This is a genomic window from Brevundimonas sp., assembly GCF_023259385.1.
Taxonomy (GTDB): Bacteria; Pseudomonadota; Alphaproteobacteria; order Caulobacterales; family Caulobacteraceae; genus Brevundimonas.
On record NZ_JAHFPF010000282.1, the window covers coordinates 1 to 4,313 of the forward strand.

General features: G+C 67.5%; 6 protein-coding genes. 3 read left to right on the forward strand and 3 right to left on the reverse strand.

The window, feature by feature from the left end:
* On the reverse strand, positions 1–729 hold a 729-nt coding region (locus Q0C81_RS16675; RefSeq protein WP_291840594.1), incomplete at its 3' end, for a hypothetical protein.
* Positions 726–1,436 carry an RlmE family RNA methyltransferase gene (locus tag Q0C81_RS16680; protein WP_291840597.1) on the reverse strand — a complete coding sequence of 237 codons (711 nt, stop codon included), beginning with the start codon at positions 1,434–1,436 and terminating at the stop codon, positions 726–728. The genes Q0C81_RS16680 and Q0C81_RS16675, both read right to left, overlap by 4 nt.
* An 80-nt stretch (positions 1,437–1,516) precedes the next feature.
* Here Q0C81_RS16680 and Q0C81_RS16685 point away from each other — a divergent pair, with 80 nt between their 5' ends.
* The 3 genes from Q0C81_RS16685 (at position 1,517) to Q0C81_RS16695 (ending at position 3,273) form a co-directional block, all read left to right on the forward strand.
* Positions 1,517–1,771 carry a type II toxin-antitoxin system Phd/YefM family antitoxin gene (locus Q0C81_RS16685; protein ID WP_291840599.1) on the forward strand — a complete coding sequence of 85 codons (255 nt, stop codon included), beginning with the start codon at positions 1,517–1,519 and terminating at the stop codon, positions 1,769–1,771.
* Positions 1,768–2,748, forward strand: a complete 981-nt coding sequence (locus Q0C81_RS16690; RefSeq protein WP_291840601.1) for a PIN domain-containing protein — start codon at positions 1,768–1,770, stop codon at positions 2,746–2,748. The genes Q0C81_RS16685 and Q0C81_RS16690 overlap by 4 nt, the downstream gene beginning before the upstream one ends.
* Positions 2,749–2,811: 63 nt before the next feature.
* Complete coding sequence (locus Q0C81_RS16695; protein WP_291840604.1) at positions 2,812–3,273, forward strand: peptidylprolyl isomerase; 462 nt, start codon at positions 2,812–2,814, stop codon at positions 3,271–3,273.
* Between the two features lie 37 nt (positions 3,274–3,310).
* Here the strand turns inward: Q0C81_RS16695 and rnd are convergent.
* Positions 3,311–4,313 (reverse strand): ribonuclease D (gene rnd, locus Q0C81_RS16700; RefSeq protein ID WP_291840606.1); only part of this gene is annotated, 1,003 nt, incomplete at its 5' end.

Sequence of the window (4,313 nt, forward strand, 5' to 3'; positions counted from 1 at the left end):
CCCGCCGGGCAGCACCGATCCCGGCTCGACCGAGTCCAGCAGGGCCCCGCCCTCCCGGTCCGCCAGCGATTCCTCCGCCATCTGGAAGGGCACGAAGGGCAGCACCGTCAGGCCGACCATGCCCCAGATCACATCCATGCCGATGTCGCGCTGCGGCGCGCCCTGATGGACGATCGGCGCGCACAGGCTGGTCACGGACAGGTCGGCGGGCGGCGCGGGCAGCCGCCCCAGCACCGCAAGGCCGTCGGACAGCGGCAGGCGTCCCATCGCGACCGTCATCGGCGAGTACGGCTTGGGCGCGAACACCAGCGCCTCCACCCCTTCACGGGTCGCGGGCTGGTTCCCGCCGGTCCGGCGCGGGACGGGCGCCTCAGGATGCACGGCGACCAGCACCCCGTCCTCGAACACGAACCAGCCCCGACTGCGGCGCATCAGCTCGGCGCGCGGATTGGCGTCGGGCTCCCCCGCCAGCGGGACTTCGGGGAAGCCGGTCACGCAGACGCCGCCCTCCGGCCAGGCGCGGTGGAAGCGTTTGGCGGGATAGATGTCGACCGCCCGCCCGTCCTCGACGATGCGCACGGCCTCGGATGGGTCGACCGCGGCGGGCGCACCGAGGATCACCGCCACATCGCCCGGCGTATGGCCCAGCAGATCCGATACCGCCACGCGGGTGGTCGTCGGCTCCTGGGCCTGGATCACGCCGATCAGGGCCAGGGCGACGAGACTCATTTCTTGTTCAACGCCACCAGGAAGACCTCGGCGCTGTCCTTCCGGCTGGAAGCCGGCTTGACGTATTTCACCGTCTCGAATTCCTCGCGCAGCCGGGCCAGCACCCCGCCGGCGTCGCCGCCCTGGAAATTCTTGGATACGAAATGCCCGCCCGGCCTGAGCGTCCGGATGGCGAAGTCGGCGGCGATCTCGATCAGGGCGATGATCTTCAGGTGGTCCGTCTGCCGGTGCCCGACGGTATTGTGGGCCATGTCCGACAGCACCAGGTCCGGCGCCCCGCCCAGCAGGTCCATCATCTGCTGATCGACGCCCGGATGGGTGAAGTCGGCCTGGATCATGATCGCGCCCGGCACCGGCTCGACCGGCAGCAGGTCGACCCCGACCACCGAGGTCGCGCCGCGCTTGACCGCCACCTGCGCCCAGCCCCCCGGGGCCGCGCCCAGGTCGATCACCCGGCTGCCCTGACGGATCAGGCGGAACCGGTCGTCGATCTCGATCAGCTTGAACGCCGCCCGGCTGCGCCAGCCCTCGGCCCGCGCCTTCTCGGACCATTTGTCCGACAGCTGGCGCTTGATCCACTGCTGGCTGGACATCGACTTGGTGTCCGCCGTCTTCATCTTGGTGCCCATGCCGCGCCCGGCCGCGGTCCCGCCCGAGGGCGGCTTTACCATGCGGCGGCGTTCAGGCTTGGGCTCTTCGTCGGACATCACAGGGCTATGCCCGTCTGGCCGGCGGTTGGAAACAGACCAACAATAGTCCATATTCCATCCACGCAAAGGAGGCGTGGATGGATATCTCTGTGAGCGACGCGAAAGGTCAGCTGACGGAACTCGTGCGACTCGCCGAGGAGGGCGAGGAGGTTATTCTGACCCGCCACGGCAAGCCCGTCGCTCGAGTCGAAGCCATTAGCGCGCCTCGCGCGAAGGATCGGCGCGCCGTCATGGAAGCCGTCAGGCGGCAGGCTCCGCCCAAGGGATTGAACGACGTCAGCGCGGCGCGAAGTCAGGACTTCCTCTACGACGAGGACGGTCTACCGCGGTGATTGTCGTCGATACGTCTGCGTTGATCGCCATCTTGCTGGACGAGGAACAAGCGACCGCGTGTATGGAGGCTATCGATCAGGCGCCGCGCGTCGTCATTTCCGCAGGAACTCTGGCGGAGACCTTGATCGTCTCCTCTGGCCGAGGGTTTCGGGATCGCATGGCGCGAATGATTGAGGATCTCGACCTCGAGATCGCCCCCGTGACGGCGGCGGCGGCCCAACGCGCCAGCGCCGCCTATGAGGTCTTCGGCAAGGGCTATCACCGCGCACGACTGAACTTCGGCGACTGCTTCGCCTATGAGGCGGCCAAGACGCGCGGATGGCCGCTGCTCTTTGTCGGCAATGATTTCGCCTACACCGATATTTGCTCCGCCCTGCCCTCAACCCCGACAGGTGTCATGTCCGGTGATCTTTTTGGACGGGACGAACTGCCTCGCCAGATCGAGCGTCTCTTTTTTGGCCTCATGCTGCCCGACCCGGCGGCGAGATCGGCGATCGAAGTTCTGGCGGAATCGCGGGACGAACACAGCCTGCGCGGACGCCCCATCCGCGAGGACCGCCTGCACGTCACGTTGATCCACGTCGGCGACTATCAAGGAATGCCGCCGCTGTCGGTCATCGAGGCTCTCAAACAAGCTGGCGAAAGCCTTGCCCCCGCCGCCTTCGACCTCGCTTTCGACAAGGTGTCCAGCTTCTCCGGCGCTCCTGGCAAGCATCCCCACGTGTTGCTAAGCGACAGAGGCGTCGAAGCGCTCAGGGCCTTCCGCGCCGATCTTTTCACCGCCGTCATCCGCCAGGGCGTGAAGCCCCTGTCCCGCCAAGACTTCAATCCTCACGTCACCCTGTCCTACGGTGACCGCCGCCTTCCCGAGCGGCCGATCCGCCCCATCGCCTGGCGGCCGGACGAGTTCCTGCTCATCCACAGCGAGGTCGGGCGGTCGATCTATCATACGCTCGGGCGCTGGCCGCTGCGTTGACGCTTTGCCTGCGGGCCTCGCCGCCTATATGAGCAGGCGAAACTCTAACTGGAGCGCGCCCGAATGGCCGAAACCCTCACCCTCACTCTCGACAACGGCGATGGCGCCGGCGGCGACGTGGTCATCAAGCTGCGCTCGGACCTGGCCCCCAACCACGTCAAGCAGATCACCGAACTGGCCGAAGAAGGCTTCTACGACGGCGTCGTCTTCCACCGCGTGATCCCGGGCTTCATGGCCCAGGGCGGCGATCCGACCGGCACCGGCACCTCGGGCTCCAAGAAGCCGAACCTGAAGCAGGAGTTCTCGGCCGAGCCGCACGTCCGCGGCGCCGTCTCCATGGCCCGCACCTCCGACCCGAACAGCGCCAACTCGCAGTTCTTCATCGTCTTCGACGACGCGACCTTCCTGGACAAGCAGTACACCGTCTGGGGCAATGTCATCGAGGGCATGGAACACGTCGACGCCCTGCCCAAGGGCGAGCCGCCGCGCTCGCCGGGCAAGATCGTCAAGGCCACGGTGGCCTGATCAAACAAAAGGGCCGCTCGAAAGAGCGGCCCTTTTTCTATTCGATCTCCACGACCTCGACCCGCGGCCCGTTCAGGACCAGGGCGATCTCGCCGCGCTTCAGCTTCAGCGCATCCTCGCCGAACAGCTGGCGGCGCCAGCCCTTCAGGGCGTCGACGTCGGCGTCGTCGCTCAGGGCGATCTTCTCCAGATCGGCGACGTTGGCGATCAGCTTGGTGGCCACGCCCGCATTGTCGCTCTTGGCCTTCAGCAGCACCTTCAGCAGCTCGACCACCGACGGCGGGGCCGGCTGGTTGTGCGCCGGACGCTCCAGCTTGGGCGCATGCGCCTCCGGATCGGCCATGACCCGCTTCAGCTCGGCGCTGAGCTCCTGCCCCAGCCGCGAGGCGCCGAAGCCCTTGGGCACCGAACGCAGGCGGTTGAAGGCGTCCGGATCGGTCGGGGCCTGGGCGGCGATCTCGTCGATCGCCTCGTCCTTCAGGATGCGGCCGCGCGGCTGGTCGCGCTCCTGCGCCGCCCGCTCGCGCCACACGGCGGCGGCGACGAAGGGGGCCAGGTATTTGGCAGAGAATTTCTTCGGCTTCAGGCGTTTCCACGCCTTCTCCGGATCGGTGTCGTACAGGGCCGGGTCGGTCAGGTCGCCCATCTCGGCCATCACCCAGTCCAGACGGCCGTCCTTCTGCAGGCGGTCGCGCAGCTTGGGATACAGGGCCGCCAGGTGGGTCACGTCGCCGAGCGCATAGACCAGCTGCGCGTCGGACAGGGGCCGGCGGGCCCAGTCGGTGAAGCGGCTGCCCTTGTCGACTTCCTGGCGCAGCATCTGGCGGACCAGGGCCTCATAGGAGACCTGATCGCCGAAACCGGCGGCCATGGCGGCGACCTGGGTGTCGAACATCGGCTTGGGCATGGCGCCCAGCTTGACGAAGATCTCCACGTCCTGCCGGGCGGCGTGGAAGACCTTGAGAATCGATTCGTCGCGCATCAGGGCCAGGAACGGCTCCAGATCGAGCCCCTCGGCCAGCGGATCGATGATCGCGGCG